Source organism: Pseudomonas sp. BNK-15 (assembly GCF_047456105.1).
In the GTDB taxonomy this organism is placed as follows: domain Bacteria; phylum Pseudomonadota; class Gammaproteobacteria; order Pseudomonadales; family Pseudomonadaceae; genus Aquipseudomonas; species Aquipseudomonas putida_E.
In genome coordinates, this window is the sequence record NZ_CP179898.1 from 4,371,764 (window position 1) to 4,392,094 (window position 20,331).

Consider the following 20,331-nt stretch of genomic DNA (forward strand, 5'->3'; position numbering starts at 1 on the left):
AAATTGATGAATAAAGTGATATTTTTGCCGTTTTGGGCTGGGCTGAGCGGTATTGTTTTGGTGCGTGTCGGTGGGATTTCGCACCAGGTCAGTGCTGTGCCTAAATGGCACAGTAAAGCGAGCTGCACAACGCTAATGTGGCCCCGTAGGTTCAAACGGCACCAGCCAATAAAAATGAAGAGGTTAAGCAATGAATCGAGTATTGGGTAAAGTCACCATCATCACTGGTGCAGCACGTGGTCAGGGTGAAGCCCATACCCGTCTGTTCGCAGCGGAAGGTGCAAAAGTCCTCATGACTGACGTTCTTGATGCCGCTGGTACGGCGGTAGCTCAACAACTGCGTGATGCCGGCCATGATGTCCACTACGTACATATGGATGTCACCTCTGAAGCCGATTGGGTCACTGCAGTTGCGGAAGCTGAGCGTCGCTGGGGACGAGTCGATATTCTGGTCAACAACGCAGGCATTGTCGGCACCATGAAGCCCGCTGACCAAGAGGATTTGAGTGCCTGGAACAAGCTGATTTCCATCAATCAGCAAGGTGTCTTCCTTGGCATTAAACACACCGTCCCCGCGATGCGCCGTGCAGGCGGAGGCTCGATTGTGAACATCAGCTCTATCAATGCTGCCGTCGCGGGCCCGGGCGCGTTCTCCTACCAGGCTTCCAAGGGGGCGGTGCGCATGATGACGAAGGCCGCAGCCATGGAGTATGTCGTGGACAACATCCGTGTGAACGCCGTCTGCCCTGGCCAAGTACTCACGCCTATGGCCGAAGAAGAAGGCGAAGAGTCGGTCAAAGCGTTTGTGGCCGCTACGCCTATGAAACGTGCTGCTCGTTCTGAAGAAGTCAGCTACGGCGTACTGTTCCTGGCCTGTGACGAGTCCAGCTATGTCACCGGCACCGAGCTCTACATCGATGGTGGTTACACCGCTCAGTAATTTGCAAACAGCTTATTGCGCGAGCCTTTCAGGGCTCGCGTCGGCTAAAGGTTAACGCTCCAAACCTTGATGAGCCTCCTAGCGTGGAGGCGCGTCGGACGGACTGCACGCTCTGCTGATTGACGTAAAGTCGCAGACCGGATATTCCGTCACTGTCGCTCTGCTGCGTAGCTTTGCTCGCTGTCAGCGCCAGATCATGCGTGCGATGTGCCCGCTATGCCTTACTACCCTGTCCGGGAGGAGGATCGACATGAACCAAACGAATACAACTAGACAGCATGAAATTGCTGCAGGTTCACTAAGCAAATCTGCCATCATCTCACTCCGAGAACACTTTCTCGATGACCCTCGCAATACCGATCTGTCCGCATTGAGACCCGTGATTGCCCGCTCATGGCAACGCAGTGTTCTCTGCCAGGTGAGTCCGGCACAAAAAGCGATGGAGCTCATTGCCAAGCCTCAGATCGACGAGCAAATTTTACGTTCCGCTAGCCCCATCCTTACTGAGCTTGAGCGTCTGTGCATAGACTCTCAGGGCATCGTTACACTTTCCGACTCAATAGGAACAATCGCAGATTTCCGTGGCGATCCCCAGATGGTTCGGCGTGCAGAAAAATGCTTCCCCATCTTGGGGGGCTGTATGTCGGAAGACCAGGTCGGCACCAATTCTGAAGGCACTGCGATCGAGGAAGGTGGTGCTGTACAGGTCTGGGGGGCTGAGCATTTTAACGATGCACTGCAGGACATGTATTGCACCTCGGTGCCAATCCGAGACCCGTTGCGACGTTCAATCAGAGGTGTGCTGAGCCTTGCTTTCCCAGAGCGCCTAGTCGTCGGCATGGATCCTCGCTCGATCATGCTGATTCTACAAGGCGCTGCTTCTGAAATTACCAGTGCGCTAGCTGCTCGACTGGCAGCCAAAGAACAGTCCCTCCTTGCTGAGTACCTTCGCGAAGTACGCAAACGGGGATCTGAAGCTGTTGTGGCGATGGATGGTCGTACAACGATTGCCAGTCGAGGCGCCATGCAGTTGCTTGATCAGAGCGACTATGCCGTTCTGGCAGGGTACGCGCAGGAAGTTCAGGCCACAGACCGTCCTATGGAGCGCGAAATCTGTTGTGGCCCGGACAGAACGCTTCATCTTCAAGTGCGTCCTGTATCCGCCGGCGACAGTGAAGCGGGCTCGGTCATTCGGCTGCGCAAAGTTGAATCTCGTACGCGCGTAGTAGTGCCAAGGGCGTCCGCTAGCAAGGAACACTTCGAGCATATCGTTGGTAAGAGCTCCACTTTCAAGCGTTCTGTTGAAGGCGCTGCAACCGCTGCTAGCCGCGAAATCCCTGCCTACATCGTTGGAGAGGCCGGAACCGGCAAGCGATTGCTGGCGGAGGCAGTGGCAGGCCAATTGTCCAGTGATATCTCGACCTACGAGTGCAGTGCGGTAAGTCTGGATAACCCGTTGGATCTCCAGAAGGTCGACGATGAGCTGAGTCAGGGCTCAGCACTGATACTGCATGATGTGGAGAACTTGCCAGCGATTTTCCGTGATCAATTGGCTGATCTGATCTCTTCCAAGGCTCAGCCTCGCATTGTGATGACGGCTAAGAAGGTGACAGATGAATTGCTGCCGCTAATATCAAGCATGCAGGGCATTGAAATCCAAATGCCGCCGTTGAGGACTCGCCGTGAGGATATTCCCCTTCTCGTGGAGCATTTCCTGAACCAGCTGCCGCAAAAACGTCGTGCCGGCGCAAGACTGATGGAGCTCTTGGTTGGGGCAGAATGGCCAGGAAATGTCCGTCAGCTGAAAGAAGTAGTGGAGTCTGCGGCTCTTAAGGCTACTGGAGGAGAGGTCAAAGTTGAAGATTTGACTGAACTGCACCGCCGCGCCTTGGCGAGAAGTCGACTGAGTCGCCTGCAGAAAGCTGAGCTGGATCAGATCCGTGAAGCCTTGGTCGAGGCTGGGGGCAACCGCCTACGGGCAGCTGAGATCCTTCGGATTGGTCGGTCGACTCTCTATAGGAAGATTGACTCTTATACCAGCCGAGGCTTCGATATCGGCGTAAAATGCTGAATGTAGACTCATGTACCTATAAGGCTGCCCAGTAGGGTGGCCTTTTTTATTGGGTTGCTTTCGGAGGATTAGACACAAGATCAATCGCCCGGTCTATTCCCAAGGGGGTATGGGCGAGATGGGGTTGCGTAATTGGGTGGAGTAGGCAGCTGAATAGTAACGCCTCAAGCGCTTGTCATGGGCAGTCGAGGCGTTCGTTCTCAATTAACGAGTAAGATGAATTTGTCTGTTAGTCAGATGTCATCATCAGGGCTGGCTGTGGCTTCAGCGATGCTGAAAGGTAACCATAGGCAAACATGACGACGATAATCATCTGTAGCCATACTCCAGAGCCGGGTTCGCCACCCGTGAGGTAGTGGAAATTTATTGTGGTAAGCACTGTGAAGCTCAAAATCCCAGCCACGGCGACAAGAGGGCAAGCCGTGATCTTGAAACCAAACTGTTTTCGTCGAAGAAAGAAATACAATACTGCAATGGCGGTCAGTGACATTAAGATAAGCATTGCATAGGTGCCCACGCCGCCAACTCTGGCATAGAGTACATGAGGATCTGAATTGATGAAGGCTAAAGTGGCCACGGCCCACCCAAGGGTGCACGTAAAGCTGGCAATGTACGGTGATTTATGTTTTGGATGGATTTTAGAGAATGTCGGTGGAATCGCACCGTTGCGACTGAGCGAATGTATGTACCGTGCGAGAGCATTGTGCGCTGAAAGCAGGCAAGCGATGGCGGAAATAATCAGGATGCCTCGCGTGATGACTACGCTGGTTTTGCCCAAATAGTTAGCCATGGCGTTCATGAATAGGCTGGCAGCGTCCTTGTCAGCAGCAGCCATGACATCGTCGATACCGTAAGCTGTGATTGTCATCCAGGCGCTGAAGGCGTAGAAAATTCCAATGAAGAGCACGGCGCAGTAAGTAATGATAGGTATCGATCTTTCGGGGTTCTTTACTTCGTCTCGATAGACAGCCGTGGATTCGAAACCGATGAATATTATGATGCTGTACAGGAACGCTACGGTGAAGTTGCCGTCAAGAAAATGCGTGGGCGAAAGCGGTGCGAAGGATAGGTGCTGGCTGTCAGTCGATATAGGTACTATAAAATTAAATAGGAGCACGACGCCTATCTCCGTAAACATGACGAGGGTCAGTACTTTAGCGGAGAGGTCGATGCGCAGGTAGGCTAGCGTGCCGGTTATGCCAAAAGCAATAAAGCTCCCTACGTACCAAGGTACATTAGTGAGCTTGAAAACATCAGATAGGAAGTTAGAAATAACAGGGCCGACTAATGCGATAGTACAAAAACCAAGCGTGAAATAAGCGAAGACAGCAACGAATGCTGTTCCTTGTCCAATCCTAACGCCGCACGCTTCAACGACATAGGCATAAAATGCCCCGGGTTTCGTTACGTGTTTTGACATGGCAACGAAGCCGATGCTGAAGGCTAGCATCAAAACGGTGGCTGCCAAGATCAACAGTGGCGCTCCAATCCCCCCGCCTTGAATCACGAAGGGTATTAAGCTGCTTACTGAGGTGACGGGGGCTGCAAATGCAAGTACTGAGAAAAGAAGCTCCCATCCGCTCATTTTTCCTTTCAGGGCCTGTGTGCCTGGAGCGAATTCAGAGCAATCACTGCTGGAGGCGCGCGAAGGCTTTGCTGCCTCGTCTAAGTTTTTCATTGCATCACCATAGGTAATAGACGTTGGGCGGCAGTTTCTGCATGTGAAGTGGGTCGCTTACTTATAATGTTTTTTTAGCGCCTCATCATGCCGTTTCACGACTATCTCTGATCTGTCACCGGTTCGCATCAACCAAAGGTATTAGAGGGGTCTGGGGTAAAGGCTCCTGCTAGGGCTCATCAAGGGGCGTTTGGGCGCGTAGCATCTAGCGGATGCCGGCCAAAAGGGATATCACTTTTGCCCTGCTTTCTACTTGAAGTTTTTCGAAAATGTGTAGCACATGGGTTTTGGTCGTTGGTAGCTCCATACCCAGTAGCGCCGCAATGGACTTGTTTGACTCGCCTGCGAGTAAGAGTTCAGCGACTGCACGCTCTTTTGGGGTAAGTTTGTAACGGCTTTCCAATTCGGTGTTGAGCTCAATTAGCCTAACCGCTGGCAGTATTGAGAAAGTATACTGCAGGTATCTGTGCGCTTCCTGTAGGTCACCATTTCGTAGACTTTCAGTTTTTTCGTCTTGCATAAGTAATGCAGCTGACGCAACCGGAGTTCCGCCCGCACAAAACAACAAGTCGAGTTCCTCCTGGATTTTGTATTTTCGAAGAAAGGGGTAGTATCTCTCTAGTAAGTTCTCATCATGTCTCTCTCTCGCATTAGACAGCGTCTCGTAATAAGTCTCGCTCTGAATAAGGCGGTCGGCGCGGAGCGGGTCGGCTTCGTAGTAGGTATCATAATACTCGGTAATCATGCGCTCATCTGCACCCAGTTGGAAATGCGGTGGCTGGCTTGAGTCGCCTTGATACCAGGTGAACACCACTGCCGAACAACCGGTCGTGTTTTTCAGGAAGGCGGTAGTGTTCCTCGCATAGTCATGACATTTGCTGCTTAACTCTGTGGTATACATAATAACGCCTCGTGTTTCGGTGAACAAAAATATAGCGTGGTTTTTACTCTCGCCATTTTATGGTGCAGATCAAGCTGCTGAGTGAGCAGTCAAGCACTCTCCAAGCCCTTAGCACAATGCATGCCACTGTTTTCGAAGCGATTGTTAAGTGCTCATCCTTAAGGTTGATGTGCCTGGTTTCATAATTCGATAGCGTGCCTGAGAGCTTTCAATGTGAAAGTCAGTGTCTTTGGTTTTTTTTGGAGGGTATATGTCCTTGATCCATCTCCCAAGCAACTGTTCCATCGAAGAGGTCATTGCATGCCTTGACTCAGATGGATACTGCATCATTGATAATGCAGTTAGTGATGAGGTTATTGATGCTGTAAATGACCAAATTCAGCCCTATCTGGAGCGCACCCCGGAAGGCGAGAACAATGCGGTTGGCACGCTCACTCGCCGTTGCGGCGCTGTGCCTGCCCGCGCCTGGGCGTCTCACGCCATGGTGATGCATCCAACCGTGCTCGGGGCGACAAGGCAATTCCTAGGTAGGAACGCTTCAGCAGTGCAGTTGAATCTGACGCAGGTGATTTGCATTGACCCTGGGCAAAAAGCCCAATTCCTTCATAGAGACGAAGGCGCTTGGGATTGGTACGATCACTTTCCGGTGAATTTCCATATTGAAGTTAGCACCATCTGGGCTTTGGATGATTTCACGGAAGAAAACGGCGCCACCCGTGTTATTCCTGGTAGTCACAAACACAATTTGCTTCCTCTTGGTTTCACCCAGGCCGACACCCTTGCAGCAGAAATGAAAAAAGGATCTGTTTTGGTGTATACGGGCAAAACGATTCATGGTGGCGGTGAGAACAAGTCGCGAGCCAGCCGTCGTGCACTCAATATCGATTATTGTGTGGGCTGGGTGCGGCAGGAGGAAAACCAATATCTCTCCATTCCGCTTGAGGTGGCAAAGACATTCCCTGCAGACTTACAGCGTTTGATTGGATATGAAATGGGTGGGGCCAGTGTAGGGTACGTACGTGAGTACGAGGATCCACGGGTGGCACTCTATCCTGAGGAGCCCTTTGATCAGACGTTCTTTATGGAGTTGTTGGAGAAAAGTTCGCACTTTTCCAACATTGCGCGCAGTGTGTATAGCTACGTCAAAAAATGAGGGGCGTGGCTGTACGGGTGAACAATGGCCACCGCGAGTTGAAAAAATTTGGGGGCATATGCCTCCAAATTTTTGCTATCTACACCTGTCAACTTTTCCGCTTTCAAAGCAAAAAGCCCAAGCTTAAGCTTGGGCTCTCATCGAGCGTAAGTGAGTTAGCGAACGACGTTGCGCAGTTTGCCAACTTCACTGATCTCGATCTCGACCACATCACCAGGTTGCAGCCAAACCGGAGGCGTGCGCTTGCTGCCGATGCCTTCTGGAGTGCCGGTGGCGATGATGTCGCCAGGGGACAGCTCAAGGAATGTCGAGACGAAGGCTACGACATCAGCGATGGTGAAGATCTGATAGCTGGTGTTCGACGACTGCATCACGTTGCCATTGACGCGAGTCTGAATGTCCAGATTCTGCGGGTTGCTGATTTCGTTCAGAGTCACCAAGGCTGGGCCGCATGGGGTTGAGCCATCGATGGCTTTACCTGGCGTCCACTGAGTACCTCGCAGTTGCAGGTCACGAGCGGAGGTGTCGTTGAAAACGGTCAGGCCAGCGACGTAGTTCAGGGCATCCTCAGCCGACACGTTGCGGCATGATTTGCCGATGACGATAGCCAGTTCGCCTTCGAAGTCCAGGTTAGGGGTCAGCTTCGAGCAGGCAATGTCGTCTGCAGGGCCAATGAGCGAGGTGTTGAACTTGCAGAAGATGTCGGGTGCGGTCGGCAGTTTACGACCAGTTTCTGCAACGTGATCACGGTAGTTGAGGCCGACGCACAGTACTTTGTGGGAATCATGCAGCGGTGGGCCCAGGCGCACCTGCGCAAGGGTGCCAACCGAGGTATCAGGACGAGCTTTCGCAGCGCTGATCAGCGAGTCTTCAAGGTTCGCAAGTTTGCCCTGCCAGCTTTCCAGAAGCTTGCGGTTGGTCAGATCGGTGACGTCTTTCTCGCCAATGGCAGAAAGCAGTTTGGCGGTATCAAATATTTGATCGTTGATGAGGAGACCAGGCTGGAGCTTGCCTTGATTTTCGTAGCTGACGAGTTTCATTGTTCTGCCTATCGAATAGATTGCGGTGGTGGCCTAAATCACACGTCCACGTTCTCGAGAGTGCTGGTCTGGATCGGTATCGGTTTCAACGCAGCGCCCGCGAGATGGTTTAGCCACGGATAAAGCCTTTCCGGATGATCGATCCCAATCATCCGGTTAGCCTTAGTGCTTAGTCTTTAACGTCGGCAGGGCGCTTGAGCTCAGCCAAGGTCTCGGTCTTGTGCTTAAGACCTTTGATGCGTGGGATGACTTCAGTACCCAGCAGTTCGAAGTGACGGCGGTACTGTTCACGTTGATCCAGGTAGTCAAACGCGAAGTGGATCAGAGTGCCGAAGCCGCCCGATGCGTCGAGATCGCGTTGCAGCTTCTTGATCACGGTGTCAGGGGAGCCGACCAGCCACTTCTCACGAGCAAGGTACTCGATGTCGATATCAGCAGCGGTGACTTTGCCCAGCTCAGGCACCATCACTGGCAGGAAGCCGCCTCGCTCGTAGCCTGGCAGCAGCCACTCGCGGTAGGTTTGGCCCATGGCGCCATTGACGGCCAGATCGATTGCTTCTTCATCGGTGTCGGCAACCAGAATGTTGTGCGCTACGCGCCATTGGTTGCGGTCGGCCTGATGGCCTGCGGCTTCGGCGCCCTGCATGTAGCGGTACCAGTGACCGGCCAGGTATTCACGACCCACGTTGAAGCTCATTGGCAGGTAGCCGTTGCGACCGGCCTCAGTGAGGGTGCGGGATGCTGGGCTGAGACCCGCCATGGCCAGGGGTGGGCCAGGCTGTTGGAACGGTTCGAAGAACGGGCCCTGTTGTACTGGGTCGTACTCAGGGATTTCAAACTGCCAGTACTTGCCTTCGTACTTGAAGGGGCCCTTGGTTTCCCAAATCTTACGCATGATGTCCACGGCTTCAGCCATCTTTTCAGGTGGATTGGAGTTCCCGTGAATTTTATGGTCGGACGGATAGGCGCCGGCACCCAGGCCAACGATCAGGCGGCCTTGGCACATGTGATCGAGCTGCATCAGGCGGTGAGCCAGAGCGACCGGGTTGTGGTGCGCCGGGACGTTAGCGCCGGTGCACAGCTTGATCTGCTTGGTTTGGGCGAGTGCGGCGGCCAGATAGAGCTCAGGGCTGCACACAGGCTCCCAACGCATGGTGCTGTGTTCTGCGACCCAAACTTCCGAAAGACCAAATTCATCAGCCCAGCGGATAACTTGCATATCCCAGTCATAGCCATCTTTCAGGCTGGTTTGTGGCAGACGGAATGGCACCAAAAACATACCGATATCCATGAGAACCTCCAACAAAGTTGTATTTGTGATTTAAAAGCGGCGGGTTGCAATGCAACTTGGCGATGCAGTGAAATTGCAACCCGCCGTATTCAGCCCAGTGAAAGGCCGGGATGTACGAATGTTATTAATCGACGCTGGCGACGGCGATAATTGCGTCGGTCAGTCGTTCGGCCATATCAGCTACAACCTGCGTCGTCATTGGCGACGAAAGGGCTACCAAGTTGGCCGGGGAGAGCAATACGCCTCGCTCATATGCGGCCCACCAAAGTTTGTGTTGCATCTCGGTGGTGTATGCGCCGGCGGCTTTTGGGAATGGACGCAGAAGCGAACCTTTTCCTCGTACTTCCCAGCCGACGGATGCAACGCGCTCAGCAATCGATAAGCGAGCGTTGTTGCCCAAGTTGTTCATTGTGCTGATGACTTCAGGAGTGAGTAGGCGCAGAGATTCCGCACCTGCTGCCATGCTGACCGGGTTACCCGAGAAGGTGCCTGCCTGAGGCAACGGGTTCGGCCCCAGGGGGTCAAGGTGGCGCATCAGTTCTTCGCGGCCAGCGAACGCACCAACCGGGAAGCCACCACCAATCAATTTACCGGTGGTTAGCAGGTCTGGAACCACGCCATACTCGGCGCATGCACCGTTGTAACCCAAGCGGAAGCTGATGACTTCGTCGATGATCAGAGCGATGCCATAACGCGTCGCAAGGTCGCGAGCACCGCGAACGAACTGCTGCTCAGCGGGGATCAGGCCTGCGCGGTTCGGCAGGACATCAATGATGATGGCTGCGTAGTAGCTAGGTTTCGAGGATACAGCTTCCTCAAGGGCCACCAGATCGTTCAAATCGATGAGGGTTACATCTTTGGTAACGCCTTCAGGAATACCGCGACGGTATTGTGGGCCACCGGTGCTGAGCGCCAGGTCGGAAGACCCGTGGTAGCCATTCTTCATCATGATCACGCCGTCACGCCCAGTGGCGCCACGAGCAACACGCACAGCGGTCATGACTGCTTCGGTACCAGAGTTGCTGTAGCGTACTTGATCAAGGCCAGGCAGGCGGGCGAGCAGCAGCTCCGCGTGATCCCATTCGTGGGTGTTCGGAATGCCCCAGCAACTACCGGATTTGATCGCACGGGTGGCCGCTTCAACCAGCTGCGGGTGTGCATTACCGTGGATCAAGGTGGTGAAGTTATTGTTGGCGTCGATCAACTCACGACCCCGGTCATCCCATACCTTGTAGCCTTCGCCGCGCACGGCGTAAGGCGTGGGAGCGCCAGTGTAGTAGGTGGATCGGCCAAAGCCACCAGGAAGGAGAGGAAGGCCCTTCGCACCCCGACGGATGTTTGGATCCTCATTCACTTTGCGAGCTTGGTCGCTTTTGTTTTCGATCGCCATGTTGCGCCTGTCTCCGGGAAGAATGACCTGTTGGGTCGACATCGTGGGCTTAGCCTATCGCTGGGATTGGAGGGCAAACTGTGCCGACTTGGGACAAGAGAGGAGAGGGCGTGGCATCGCTTTCTAGTTAGATGCTGGGAGCGAGGAAGGGCGCTTCTTTTTCTGCGTGCTAGAGAGGGTTGAGCTGAAATGCCTATGCAATAACAAGGACTTGAGGGCGTGTATCAGGTTGGCACAGTTGCAATAAGTGTCCGAGGTTAGCCTAGTCCACGAAGCGAGCACTCGACCGAGTGTCACCTGACTGGTACGAGGAATATGATGTCTACTGCTAACCATAAAGATTTTGCTGAAGCCGTATTGGCTCAACGTCAACGCCGGCCGGTGATCGTGCCGCACGTGATTGCTGGTAAAGAGTACTACCATGGCGATCTCATTCAGCGGGAAGATCCAGCCCAGCCTTCGATCATCGTGTCTGGTTGCCACGATGCTCCAGCCGATCTTGTAAATCTCGCTGTTCAAAAGAGCCGTGAAGCTCAGCGCGAATGGGTCAAAGTTCCTTTGCACGAACGTCTTGCTCGTGTAGCCAAGGCCTACGACTACGTTAAAAGCAAGGTTGACGACTGGACTGTCCGAGTAGCAGTTGAAATCGGCAAGACGCAGTCCGGTGCACGTGCAGAGCCCTTGGAAGTCCTGGAAATGCTCAAGTACTACGTTCAGTACGCGAGCCAGCCAGGCGCTTTCGAGGATGAGCGCGAGGAAGATCCATCCGGTCTGGTTAACGCATCGATGCTTCGCCCCTATGGTGTGTTCGGTTTCATCACTCCGTTCAACTATCCCATCGTGCAAGCTGCAGGCCCAACGATTGCTGCGATCATTGCCGGCAATGGCATGGTGATCAAATCCAGTCACCATGGCCCTTGGTCTTGCCATGCTGTCTACGAAATGTGTGCAGCGATGGATCTTCCTGTTGGGCTGGTAAACATCATCCATGGTGCAGATGAGCCTGGTCGCGCGTTGGTAGCGAGCAACGTTGATGGCATGTCCTTCACTGGTTCGGTGTCGGTTGGTCAGGAAATCATTCGTCAGTTCAGCAACGGTGCTTACCCGCGTCCTGTCATTGCTGAGATGGGGGGTAAGAACCCGGTCATCGTGACTGACACTGCAGACCTTGAAATGGCGGCTGATGGTATCGTGTTCTCAGCGTTCGATCTGGTAGGTCAGAAGTGCAGTGCTTTGTCTCGCGTAATCGCTACTCCGAAAGCCTACGACCGACTGGTTGAGTTGGTAGCAGAACGTCGCGCGAAGCTGAAGATTGCTGACCCTGTCGTAGAGGGTAGCTTCGGTGGCCCCGTTGTTGAGCGCCGGGCCGTGCAGCGTTTCGAGAACGTCGTGGCGCAGGCGAGGAAGGGTGGTTTCCGCGTTGACGGCGGTGACGTTCTGAATCTCGATGGTTATTTCGTTGACGCTACGGTGATATCGGGCGTTCCAGTCGATCATGAGCTCGCTGTCACCGAGTACTTCCTGCCGCTGGTATCGATCAGCGTGGTTCCAGACTTTGTGTCCGCATTGGCTGCTGCGAACGCAACCTCGATGGGCCTGACTGCTGGTATCTACACCGGCGACATCGAAGAAGCACGCACCTTCTTGCGTGAGATCGAAGCTGGCTGTGTGAACGTGAACGTTCCTGGTCACGCGACCACCGGCTGGTGGCCGGGCCCACAAGCCTTCGGTGGCTGGAAAGCGAGTGGTTCCACTGGCAGGCAGGCCCTCGGCAAGTGGTATGTCCAGCAGTTTGCTCGTCAGCAAAGCCGTAAAACCGTAGCGGCGCTGGAGTCGCTGCTCGGCGAGTAACCACAACCCCGGGTGAAAGGAGGGCTTCCACCCGGGCTGAAACTAGCTCACTCTCTCTTTGTTGCGATCGAGAGAGTTTCAAGGCTGGCGAGAATGCCGCTCTCGTGAGGCCTTCAGGATGAAACAATAATAAGTCATAGGCCTGCGTGCGAGATAGGCCTCCCTGAATAGTTTTCCTGCCAAAAAATGCTTCGTCTGAAGGCGAAGTGACAAAAACTCTCACAGGTAAATGAAGATGAGCTCAGTGCTGAACCATTCACAACAGACAGGGGAGTTGTCTGAACTGGTGACGGATGCACCTCAAACTGATTTCAAGCTCAAGGGTAATATGGGCACTTTTGATTTGCTCTTTACGGTGCTGGCATTCAGCGCCCCATTGGGAGTGGTGTTCGGTTTTCTGTCGTATAATATTAGCTTCGGTATTGGCGTGCCGATTGCGTTTCTCGGCGCTACCGTGCTTATGATGCTATTCGCACTCGGCTTTACTAATATGACGCGTCGAGTGCCACGCCCAGGTGCATTCTATACTTACATCACAGAAGGTCTTGGCAAGAAAATCGGGTTGGGCGCCTCGTTCCTTGCACTTATTACCTATAGCTTCAATATCGTTTCAGCTATTGTACTGGCTGGGTTGGCAGTAAATAATTTTCTTGCAAGCTTCTCCATTGATAGCGGAACCCCATGGTGGGTGTGGTCGATCTTGATGCTCACGGCCGTATGGATCATGAGTTACTTCAATGTCGAATTCTCAGCAAAAATTCTTTCTCGGCTGCTGGTGCTAGAAATCATTGCAATCATTATATTTGACACGGTTGTGTTGTTTAATGGTGGCCCCGAAGGGCATACTTTTGTACCTTGGACGCCAACGAGCTTAATTGAACCAAAAGTTGGGTTGCTGCTGTTGTTCTGTGTAGGCTTGTTCAATGGCTTTGAAGCTACCGCGATCTATAGAGATGAAGTGCGTGATCCGGTCAATACCATTCCGCGAGCAACGTATCTCGCTATTTTGTTCCTCGGTATATTCTATGCAATTTCCTCATACACCCTGATCATTTCCGCAGGAGCCTCAAACGCAGTCGCGAATGCTCAAGCTAACCCCGCTGGCATGATGCCAGATGCGATACTTAAGTATTTTGGCGCGATGGCTAACCAGATTGTGAGTGTGCTTTTGCTGACCAGCATGTTTGCGGGTTCTCTTTCTCTCCAGAATATTTTGTCACGATATACACACTCCTTGAGTGTAGACGGAATATTCCCACGGGCCCTAGCAACAGTGCATTCAAAGCATGGTTCGCCGTATGTATCCGCGGTGGTTGTCGGTGCTGTGATCCTGGCCGCGATTCTTATTTTGGTACTTACAGGAACCAAGGAAACTGCGCTTTACGGGGCTGCTGGCGGTATTGCGTTTTATGGAATGCTCCAGCTGCTTTTCTTGACCTCTGTGGCAGTGTTGATCTTTTTCCGAAGGAAGGATCAGGCGGGCGGCTTCTGGAAGACCTTTGTTGCTCCCCTGGTCGCCGCCATTGGCATTGGTGCTGTCCTCGTAACAGCCACTCGTAATATTGAGCTTCTGATTGATGCTCCCCCTGCGGTTCTTTGGTCGCTGGTTGCGATGACCTATGCCGCAATCGGTTTGGGTATTGTCCTTGCTTTTGTGCTTAAAGTTCGTGGTTCTCCCATCTACGAGCGAATTGGTCGTCGAGTCGACTGATTAAAATTTCCAGCTCCCTGAGAATTGGCTCAGGGAGATTTACCTTATTTTTCCTCTGATAACAGGTGCATATTATGTCTGCCCGCGGCACTCTTTTGATCGCTCCTCACCAATTTCCTCATCTTGAGCGTGAGCACAAACTTGCTGAAGAGTTTGGCATGAAGCTTGTGGCTGCTGCTGATCAACAAGCTTTTACTGCTGGAATGGCGGACGCTGAAGTCGTCATGGTCACACCTTACGGCAAGGTGACCGAGGCTGAGTTCGCACAGATGACGCGCTGCAAAGCCGTCGTTCGATATGGCATCGGGTACGACAACATCGATGTCAAAGCTGCTGCAAAGGTTGGTGTGCCAGTCTCAATCGTCCCTGACGCTTCTTCAGAAGAGGTTGCAGCCCATGCGCTGGCAATGGGTGTAGCTTTGGCTCGCCGCTTGCCACATGGCCAGGCTTCGATCGAGAACAACGGCTGGGCAGGAACGATTGCTTACGACACCCCAAAGTTCGCCAACCTGGAAGTGGGTATTGTCGGTATGGGTCGGATCGGGCGCCTGACTGCCAAATGGTGGGCCGCCTTGGGCGTAAAAGTCAAAGCCTACGATCCTTTCGCTAAGTTCGACGATTACCCTCAGGCATCGCTGCAGGACATTCTTGAACAGTCTGATGTTGTCTCGCTGCATTTGCCCCTGAATGCTGACACGCGCGACATGATCAACGCTGATGTGTTGAAACGTATGCGTAACAACGCCGTGATCGTGAACGTGTCGCGCGGCGGTCTGATTGATGAGGCAGCTTTGGCCCATGCTCTGCGCACAGGTGAGATCGCTGGTGCCGCGTTGGATGTGTTTGCGAAAGAACCGCTGCCACAAGATAACCCTCTGCGTGGCGCACCGAACCTTATCATCACTCCGCACATCGCTTGGCGATCCACTACCTCGATCGGTGCGCTTCAAGATGGCGCAATTGACCGGGCTCGTCGTGCCCTGACCGGCGAGCAGCTTCCCGACGTTGTCAGCTGATTCTCTGGAGGAGGCGCGTTGTTAGCTCATCGCGCCTTCGTGGAGGCGACTTTCATTACTAGGTCTGACGTAACATAAGTCTTGGTTCCTAGAGCTGATGTTCACTTCTGGTAAGTCAAAGGCATGGAATTCCCATGTTTATCATATTTCCTTTGCCCTCAATATGTTTGAGTCTCGCCGATGTTGGGACAGATCGGAACTCAAAAGGCGCGCATAATGAGTTGTCGTCCTGAGTTTGAGCGCAGTGCCTGGCGGCCTCAGGTTCCAAGTGCAACACTCAGTTGATAGTGTTGAGCCGATTGGTTGCCAGCAGTTGCAGATGATCCGTCAACACTTCAACAGGGAATTTCCAGCCCAATGTCTGACGAGGTCGGGTGTTGAGCAAGTCGGCAATCTCGTCCAGCCGCTCCTGGCTAACCAGCGACAAATCGGTGCCCTTGGGTAAGTACTGCCGGAGCAGGCCGTTCGTGTTCTCGTTGCTGCCTCTTTGCCAAGGGCTGTGCGGGTCAGCGAAGTAGATCTTCATTCCCGTACGAGCTGTCAGCTCTTGATGCTTGGCCATCTCGCTGCCTTGGTCATGGGTCATGGTTTTCAGCAGCGCCGGTGCCATACGCGAAAGTTCTCGCGTCATCCCCTCTAGCGCGGCGTCTGCGGTGGGCGCATCCAACTTGGCCAGGATCACGAAACGGCTCGTGCGCTCGACCATCGTCGCTACTGCCGAGCGATTGTTCGCGCCCATGATCAGGTCGCTTTCCCAATGACCTGGCACTTGTCGACCTTCGACCTCTTCAGGCCGGTAGCGAATATTCTGTTCAGCTGGATAGCGCTCGCGCCGAGCTGGCGCAGTGCTGCGAGTACGCCGCTTGCTGCCGCCCTGGCGCAGGTAACCAATGAGTTGACGCTTAAGCTCGCCGCGTGGGTATGCATAGATTGTCAGGTAGATCGTTTCGTGACTCACATGCCGCTCAGGATTATCAGGCCAGTAGTCCTTGAGTCTGGCGGCAATTTGCTGAGGAGACCAGCCCTTGGCCAACATGCTGTGTACGACCTGGAACAGTTCAGAACCAGGGGCAAGAAGCTTGCTGCGCCTCGGGACGTGTCTGAGGGCACGGGCTCGAGCACCGGCAGTGCTGGCGTCATAGTGCCCAGGCTGCGACTGGCGCCGCACCTCTCGACTCAGCGTGCTGGGTTGGCGCCCAAGAACTTGGGCGATGGCTCGCAGCGAGGCGCCTTGCATACGCATGATCATTAGCGTTACGCGCTCTTCGATGGTCAAGTGGGTGTAGTGAGTAGTCATGCAGCACCTTACCTCGGGTGTTGCACTTGGTCACTGAGACCGCCCCTCATGTTTTCGTCAATGTGTTTTGCTGGGGGGTTAGGTATATTGAAGCCCAAATAGAATTAGATAGGTGGAGGTTGGCATGATTTTCATCGTCAACTTGGAGTGTAGTAAGCCTCTGCTTATATGTTCACCCTCTTTGCATGGCAAGCTCTCTGTTAATTGGTCGGCGGAGGATTGCTATGCTTTTTTATTTGTTGTGATTGCCGAGAGCGTTGTTTCAAGTAGTGCTTGGTTGTCCGGTTAGGGCCTGCTTGGTTTTTGATAATCGGTTCAAATTGATACATTCGCTCTGAGTTTGTTCGTTTACTCTTAATTTGCTTTATGCACTGGATCACGGATGTTATGGCCATGCGTGAGGCAGACACTGCGCTTTACTCACATTTTGCCAGGGGACGGAAATTCCAATCCCTGGTTTCTTTTATGTGATCCGATATTTTAGGCTACGATAGGGCATTCAATATTTGTTGTTCGCTCCATGCGTCTAGCGTGTGGGCAGGAGGCCCACAACATGGAGTGGTGGAAAGATGAAAATACCTCGAATTGAGCAGCTGATTTTTTTGCCTGGTGCATCGGGGCGAGTTGAGTTCTGGCAGCCTTTGGCTGACGCGTTGGAGTGTCCCGGAGAGGAGATTTTGTCGGGTATCCGGGATTTGAGGCGTGCCCGATGCCCCCAGGAATTCAGGGGCTCTCTGATGTCGTCGAAAGGGTTATATCACTGATCGATAAACCCACTGCACTGATAGCTCAATCCATGGGTGGTGTGGTGGCAGTACAAGCCGGCAATGCACGGCCAGACCAGGTCTCTCACTTGGTACTAGCAGTGACATCGGGGGGGCTTGACATAAGTGCTTTTAGTGCTCGAGACTGGCGAGCTGACTTCGCGGGGCAGTATTTTTTCCCTGACTGGTTTACGCGTTTCTCATCTGACCTCAGTGAGGAAATTAGTCGCCTTCGCGCTCGAGCCTTACTGCTCTGGGGTGACCAAGACCCTTACAGCCCGGTGGCAGTTGGACGCAAGCTCGCCTCATTAATACCTATGTCAGAGCTGCATATCCTGCCTGGGGGTGATCATGATTTGGGATGCAGCAAGGCCGATGAGATCTCGGCCTTGGTCGACTTGCACCTCAGATCATGACTCGCGATCCTCAGGTTATTTCCCCGCTTCAGTTGATCCTTTCTCAAGTATCCTGGCGACCCCGTAAATCAGACATCCTGCAAGTGCCATTGCTGCACCAACGTAGCCTGTCGAAGTCCAACCCCAGCCGGCGTTGATGGCGAGCCCACAGATCCATGGGCCAAGCGCGTTTGCAAAATTGAGGGCGGCATGGTTCGAAGCAGCAACCAACGATTGGCCGTGTTTGCTGACATCCATGAGCCTCATTTGAAGGGCGGGAGTGAGTGCCACCATGCAGCCCAACATTAGCGCGCCAAACGTGATCCCTGCCATCGACTTCGATAGCAAAGGGAATGCAAACAGTGCGACAACACTGAAGATCATCACTTGGTTTACAGCGAGGAATTTGTATTTATCATATAGCCAGCCACCGGAAAGGTTGCCGATCATGGTTCCGATACCAAAGACCGCAAGCATCGGCGCAATCCAGTTTTCGCCGAGTCCGGTGACATGCAGTACGGTTGGTGCAAGGTAGCTGTAGACCCCGAACATGCCCGAGAAGCCGATGGCCCCAATAGCCAGAGCCAGCCATACCTGGGTGCTCTTGAACGATGCGATCTCCGCCTTGAAATCCATCCGAGCTTCATTCTCCACGTTAGGGGCGTGGCGGTAGAGCAAGATCAGGCTCAGAACGCTCAATATGGTGATGCTGCCAAATACCCAACGCCAGCCGAGCGCCTGGCCAAGATACGTAGCCCCAGGTGCTCCAAGCAAAATGGCTGCAGTGACGCCAAGCAAAATACGACTCACCGCTTTTCCCCGTTTGTTAAACGGTGCCATCGAAGCAGCAATCGTCGCGGCAACGCCAAAGTATGCCGCGTGAGGGAAACCTGCTATCAGGCGTGAGAGCAAAAGTGTTTCATAGTTCGGTGCGAGCAGGCTGAGGGCGTTAGAAACGGTGTAGATCCCGAGTAGGAACAGGATCAGATTCCGTTTTTTCAGGTAGACGCCAACAAACACCATAATAGGTGCGCCGATGACTACGCCCAGCGCGTAAGCGCTGATTAGGTGTGCAACGGTTGTTTCTGGCCTAGCAAAGGCGGCGGACAGGTTAGAGAGCAATCCCATTACCGCAAATTCGCCAGTACATAGCGAAAACACGCCAAGAATCAGGGCGAGCTCTACAAGGGCCTTTTGATTTCTGAAGATCGACAAAGCACACACCTCACAAGGTAACGAGCAAAACCGCACAGTAGAGGCAGAACTCTACGAGTACGGTTTTTTAGGCGCTCGGTGCGCCCAGCGCTCAAAGCTGGCTATAACAAGATAAGCGTGTTCAAGGCTTTTGTGTATTTTGTGCCTGTGACCTCGACTCGGGCGCAAGTTAACATATAGGCGCAGGCTCTTGAAGGGGAGCGAGACGTTGCGCTGAAACTCATTGGTGTTCACGGCTGATAATTTTATTTTATCATTCGGTTGCGAAGTTTCTGACGCAAGCCAAGAGTAGTACTGCAAATGGGGGTTTCGAACTCCTGGCTTGCATTACCTGCCAATTTTTTAGCTAAACGGCGGGAGCATTTCTTCTGGTTTAAGTTCTTGTGCGGTGGTTGCTGGGTGCAGTCCTTCTTCTACTATTTCAATCCAATGCTTTACTGGTCGTTTTCTGGCGCCACTTAAGTGGGTTTGGCAACCAATATTGGCCGTGACGATTTGGTCTGGATTTCCACTGTCTAACGCCTTAAGCTTGTTGTCGCGTAATTGGGCTGATAATTCAGGCTGGGTAATTGAGTAAGTGCCTGCTGAGCCGCAGCACAAGTGGTCGTCTGGAACATTTGTCATTGTGAAGCCAAAGCGGCTGAGAATGTTTTCGACCGCCCCCCCTAACTTTTGTGCGTGTTGAAGGGTGCAAGGGCAGTGGAAGGCGATGCGTTTGTTTGCGGTAATTTTCAAGTTTTCGATTGGCTCAACTCGAATTACTTCAGCAAGATCCTTAGCTAGAGAGCTGACGACCCGTGCTTTTTCTGCATAGAGTGCGTCTTCTTCCAGCAAATGGCCGTAATCACGAGCGAATGCGCCGCACCCGCTTGCTGTTTGGACAATTGCCTCGACCCCTTTCTGTATTGCTGGCCACCATGCATCAATGTTTCTTTTGGCTCGCTCCAAACCCCTGGCTTGTGCGTTCAGGTGGTAATCAACTGCCCCGCAGCATCCGGCTTCTGGTGCATTTATCACCGAAATGCCTAGTCTATCAAGCACTCTGGCGGCAGCCGCATTCGTGTTCGGTGATAAGGTTGGTTGAACACAACCTTCTAGCATCAAGACCTTGCGATCGTGATGTACACGAGGTCTTGGCTTCGGTGCGGTGGGCAAGGATGGCAATTTACGTTTCAAGCTTTTTGGTAGTAACGGCCTGAGAACCATCCCTGTTGAGCATAAGGTCTTGAACAGTGCACGGCGTGGAATGACTGTTCGGATGCCAGCACGTAATGCCCTCTCGAGGAGTGGTCTTGGCACTTCTGCCTCGACAACGCTACGACCGATATCCAGGAGGTTATGATATTGCACACCTGAAGGGCAGGTTGTTTCACAGTTTCGGCATGACAGGCATCGATCTAGGTGTTTCTGAGTTTTAGCAGTTACTTCGTTGCCTTCAAGTACCTGTTTGATGAGATAGATGCGGCCTCGCGGCCCATCGAGCTCGTCACCTAATAACTGGTAGGTTGGGCATGTTGCTGTGCAAAAGCCGCAGTGCACACAGGAACGGAGGATTTTTTCAGCTTCTTCTGCTCTTGGCAGATTTTTGGCTTCTTGACTAAGTACGGTCTGCATGTGA

At 53.1% G+C, this 20,331-nt stretch carries 15 protein-coding genes; 7 read left to right on the top strand and 8 right to left on the bottom strand.

Going from position 1 to position 20,331, the window contains the following annotated elements:
* The first annotated feature begins 190 nt into the window (after positions 1–190).
* Both ACMGF5_RS19990 and ACMGF5_RS19995 read left to right on the top strand, forming a co-directional pair.
* Entirely contained in the window at positions 191–940 is a 750-nt protein-coding gene (locus ACMGF5_RS19990; RefSeq protein WP_119688842.1) for a glucose 1-dehydrogenase, read from the top strand.
* Positions 941–1,190: 250 nt separating this feature from the next.
* On the top strand, positions 1,191–3,011 hold the full coding sequence (locus ACMGF5_RS19995; protein WP_182445284.1) for a sigma-54-dependent Fis family transcriptional regulator: 1,821 nt from the start codon (positions 1,191–1,193) through the stop codon (positions 3,009–3,011).
* A 229-nt stretch (positions 3,012–3,240) separates the two neighbouring features.
* Here the strand turns inward: ACMGF5_RS19995 and ACMGF5_RS20000 are convergent, their stop codons facing one another.
* A complete protein-coding gene (locus ACMGF5_RS20000) occupies positions 3,241–4,689 on the bottom strand; it encodes an APC family permease (protein WP_119688844.1) in 1,449 nt (482 codons plus the stop codon).
* A gap of 205 nt (positions 4,690–4,894) precedes the next feature.
* Positions 4,895–5,590: a helix-turn-helix transcriptional regulator gene (locus ACMGF5_RS20005; protein WP_119688845.1), complete on the bottom strand. Its 696-nt coding sequence runs from the start codon at positions 5,588–5,590 to the stop codon at positions 4,895–4,897.
* A 250-nt stretch (positions 5,591–5,840) separates the two neighbouring features.
* Here ACMGF5_RS20005 and ACMGF5_RS20010 point away from each other — a divergent pair, with 250 nt between their 5' ends.
* Entirely contained in the window at positions 5,841–6,743 is a 903-nt protein-coding gene (locus ACMGF5_RS20010; RefSeq protein ID WP_119688846.1) for a phytanoyl-CoA dioxygenase family protein, read from the top strand.
* A gap of 155 nt (positions 6,744–6,898) precedes the next feature.
* Here the strand turns inward: ACMGF5_RS20010 and ACMGF5_RS20015 are convergent, their stop codons facing one another.
* From ACMGF5_RS20015 to ACMGF5_RS20025, 3 genes are all read right to left on the bottom strand, one after another.
* Positions 6,899–7,783 carry a fumarylacetoacetate hydrolase family protein gene (locus ACMGF5_RS20015; protein WP_119688847.1) on the bottom strand — a complete coding sequence of 295 codons (885 nt, stop codon included), beginning with the start codon at positions 7,781–7,783 and terminating at the stop codon, positions 6,899–6,901.
* A gap of 169 nt (positions 7,784–7,952) precedes the next feature.
* Positions 7,953–9,074 carry an LLM class flavin-dependent oxidoreductase gene (locus tag ACMGF5_RS20020; protein WP_119688848.1) on the bottom strand — a complete coding sequence of 374 codons (1,122 nt, stop codon included), beginning with the start codon at positions 9,072–9,074 and terminating at the stop codon, positions 7,953–7,955.
* A 124-nt stretch (positions 9,075–9,198) separates the two neighbouring features.
* Entirely contained in the window at positions 9,199–10,464 is a 1,266-nt protein-coding gene (locus ACMGF5_RS20025) for an aspartate aminotransferase family protein (RefSeq protein WP_119688849.1), read from the bottom strand.
* Positions 10,465–10,782: 318 nt separating this feature from the next.
* Here ACMGF5_RS20025 and ACMGF5_RS20030 point away from each other — a divergent pair, with 318 nt between their 5' ends.
* The 3 genes from ACMGF5_RS20030 to ACMGF5_RS20040 all read left to right on the top strand — a co-directional run bounded on the left by ACMGF5_RS20030 (position 10,783) and on the right by ACMGF5_RS20040 (position 15,042).
* On the top strand, positions 10,783–12,315 hold the full coding sequence (locus ACMGF5_RS20030) for an aldehyde dehydrogenase family protein (RefSeq protein ID WP_182445286.1): 1,533 nt from the start codon (positions 10,783–10,785) through the stop codon (positions 12,313–12,315).
* Positions 12,316–12,550: 235 nt separating this feature from the next.
* Complete coding sequence (locus tag ACMGF5_RS20035; protein WP_182445288.1) at positions 12,551–14,026, top strand: APC family permease; 1,476 nt, start codon at positions 12,551–12,553, stop codon at positions 14,024–14,026.
* 74 nt (positions 14,027–14,100) lie between these two features.
* Positions 14,101–15,042, top strand: coding sequence for a C-terminal binding protein (locus tag ACMGF5_RS20040; RefSeq protein WP_251962881.1), 942 nt, complete (start codon positions 14,101–14,103; stop codon positions 15,040–15,042).
* Positions 15,043–15,319: 277 nt separating this feature from the next.
* On the opposite strand, the gene ACMGF5_RS20045 is transcribed toward ACMGF5_RS20040, so the two are convergent.
* Positions 15,320–16,339 (bottom strand): IS30 family transposase, encoded by a 1,020-nt coding sequence (locus ACMGF5_RS20045; RefSeq protein WP_237858433.1) that lies wholly within the window; start codon positions 16,337–16,339, stop codon positions 15,320–15,322.
* 709 nt (positions 16,340–17,048) lie between these two features.
* Here ACMGF5_RS20045 and ACMGF5_RS20050 point away from each other — a divergent pair.
* A complete protein-coding gene (locus tag ACMGF5_RS20050) occupies positions 17,049–17,519 on the top strand; it encodes an alpha/beta fold hydrolase (protein WP_353506422.1) in 471 nt (156 codons plus the stop codon).
* A gap of 15 nt (positions 17,520–17,534) precedes the next feature.
* Here ACMGF5_RS20050 and ACMGF5_RS20055 read toward each other — a convergent pair whose 3' ends face one another.
* Together ACMGF5_RS20055 and glcF are read right to left on the bottom strand one after the other, a co-directional pair.
* Positions 17,535–18,713, bottom strand: coding sequence for an MFS transporter (locus ACMGF5_RS20055; protein ID WP_414157126.1), 1,179 nt, complete (start codon positions 18,711–18,713; stop codon positions 17,535–17,537).
* Between the two features lie 342 nt (positions 18,714–19,055).
* Positions 19,056–20,327 (bottom strand): glycolate oxidase subunit GlcF, encoded by a 1,272-nt coding sequence (gene glcF, locus ACMGF5_RS20060; RefSeq protein WP_119688853.1) that lies wholly within the window; start codon positions 20,325–20,327, stop codon positions 19,056–19,058.
* Between the last annotated feature and the right edge of the window lie 4 nt (positions 20,328–20,331).

Excerpts from the sequence above, each read along its gene's own strand:
- ACMGF5_RS20040 (WP_251962881.1), top strand. The coding sequence starts at position 14,101 with ATGTCTGCCCGCGGCACTCTTTTGATCGCTCCTCACCAATTTCCTCAT.
- ACMGF5_RS20020 (WP_119688848.1), bottom strand. The coding sequence starts at position 9,074 with ATGGATATCGGTATGTTTTTGGTGCCATTCCGTCTGCCACAAACCAGC.
- ACMGF5_RS20015 (WP_119688847.1), bottom strand. The coding sequence starts at position 7,783 with ATGAAACTCGTCAGCTACGAAAATCAAGGCAAGCTCCAGCCTGGTCTC.
- ACMGF5_RS20030 (WP_182445286.1), top strand. The coding sequence starts at position 10,783 with ATGTCTACTGCTAACCATAAAGATTTTGCTGAAGCCGTATTGGCTCAA.
- glcF (WP_119688853.1), bottom strand. The coding sequence starts at position 20,327 with ATGCAGACCGTACTTAGTCAAGAAGCCAAAAATCTGCCAAGAGCAGAA.
- ACMGF5_RS20005 (WP_119688845.1), bottom strand. The coding sequence starts at position 5,590 with ATGTATACCACAGAGTTAAGCAGCAAATGTCATGACTATGCGAGGAAC.
- ACMGF5_RS20035 (WP_182445288.1), top strand. The coding sequence starts at position 12,551 with ATGAGCTCAGTGCTGAACCATTCACAACAGACAGGGGAGTTGTCTGAA.
- ACMGF5_RS19995 (WP_182445284.1), top strand. The coding sequence starts at position 1,191 with ATGAACCAAACGAATACAACTAGACAGCATGAAATTGCTGCAGGTTCA.
- ACMGF5_RS19990 (WP_119688842.1), top strand. The coding sequence starts at position 191 with ATGAATCGAGTATTGGGTAAAGTCACCATCATCACTGGTGCAGCACGT.
- ACMGF5_RS20000 (WP_119688844.1), bottom strand. The coding sequence starts at position 4,689 with ATGAAAAACTTAGACGAGGCAGCAAAGCCTTCGCGCGCCTCCAGCAGT.
- ACMGF5_RS20025 (WP_119688849.1), bottom strand. The coding sequence starts at position 10,464 with ATGGCGATCGAAAACAAAAGCGACCAAGCTCGCAAAGTGAATGAGGAT.
- ACMGF5_RS20045 (WP_237858433.1), bottom strand. The coding sequence starts at position 16,339 with ATGACTACTCACTACACCCACTTGACCATCGAAGAGCGCGTAACGCTA.
- ACMGF5_RS20010 (WP_119688846.1), top strand. The coding sequence starts at position 5,841 with ATGTCCTTGATCCATCTCCCAAGCAACTGTTCCATCGAAGAGGTCATT.
- ACMGF5_RS20050 (WP_353506422.1), top strand. The coding sequence starts at position 17,049 with ATGCCCCCAGGAATTCAGGGGCTCTCTGATGTCGTCGAAAGGGTTATA.